This is a genomic window from Amycolatopsis sp. NPDC031561, assembly GCF_055580625.1.
Genome location: NZ_JBVILA010000002.1, coordinates 538,844 through 540,178 on the forward strand (window position 1 = coordinate 538,844; position 1,335 = coordinate 540,178).

At 65.8% G+C, this 1,335-nt stretch carries 1 protein-coding gene; it reads right to left on the reverse strand.

Going from position 1 to position 1,335, the window contains the following annotated elements; translation table 11 throughout:
• Positions 1-116 precede the first annotated feature (116 nt).
• On the reverse strand, positions 117-1,136 hold the full coding sequence (locus ACZ5IK_RS08180; RefSeq protein WP_465487108.1) for a hypothetical protein: 1,020 nt from the start codon (positions 1,134-1,136) through the stop codon (positions 117-119).
• Positions 1,137-1,335: the final 199 nt, after the last annotated feature.

Here is a 1,335-nt window from a genome sequence, read left to right on the forward strand (position 1 = left end):
TCTGCGTATTGCTCGTGGTTGTGGTGGCTTTTGTGCTTTTGGTGGGGTCAACCCCCCCCCCCCCCCCCCCCCCCCCCCCCACCCCCGCCCCGACCCACTCGGTACCGCCACCCCCATCACTCACCTCCGCCACCTTCGCCACCTCCGCATTTCCGGCTAGTCGCTTCTCGCGCGCCTTCCGGGTCCCAGCCTTCGCGGATCAGGATGGCCCGGACCTCGGCTGCCACTTCGCACGGTGAGTTTCGGACGTCCTGCCAGCCGTAGACGAGTCGTGCCCGTCCTGCCAGCTCGGCCGCGTTGTCACGGCGACGGTCCCGGAAGGCGATGCCGGCCATGGCGTGGGTCGCGCGGCCGTCGAGCCGGACCGTCACCGCTGCTCCGTGCAGGTCGTAGGTGACGTCCTCCCAAAGCGTTTTGCCGTCCACTTCGATGGGGGTTTGCCGATTTCCGCGCGGTAGTCCGTGTTCGTCTTCGACCTTCTCCTTGTAGGCCACTTCGAGTGCCGACATCAGTCCGCCGCCGACGAGCGCGAGGCCGTATCGGATGGCGGGCCGATAGCGGAACGGTGGCCGCGCGAGTACACACGCCCGCATGGTGGCCACAGAGACCCTTGTCCGGCCGAGGAGATCGACGATGACGTTCGTCGCCTGCTGTGGTGTCCGCTGAGCGGTGGCCAGATCGAGGATCGTGTCCGTGACCCTGGTCCGTGGCGGATTCGTCCCGGCGGCGATGTGGGGCAATGCGCGGGATCTGTGCACTACGACCAAGGGTTCCTGCGAGATCGCCGAGAAGGCGTACGGAACTGTGATCTCGACAGGTCCTTCGACGATAGGGAGAATTTTCCATTCTTCCGCGGCGGTGCGATGGCTCAAGATCGCGTAACCACTTCCATAGAGCAACGCGGCGTGGATCTTCGCCGAACGGGACAACTCGCCGGTGAACGTCGAGTAAACGCGCGGGAGAACCCGATGCCAGCGACCGGCCGCGAGATTCGCCCTGATATCCGACATGGTGTGGCCGTAGGCGCGTAATTGCCGCCTCGAGACGATTCCATGCTGCTCGCCCAGCAGGACCGGCCAGCTCGGGCGTTGCTCGGCCGGGATCGAGTCTTGCGACCAGCGTTCGTGAGTGGGCACCCTTCGACGATCGCCCCTGGGGCCCGGCCGTGGAGTGCGTGGAGCGGATTTGTGGACAACCGGGTGAGCGGAGGGGTGGCTGTGGATAACTAGGTCGGGGTGGGGGGGGGGGGGGGGGGGGGGGGGGGGGGGGGGGGGGGGGGGGAGGAAGAAAAAAAGAGGAAAAAAAAAAGCAGAGAAAACAAAAAACCACGAAACC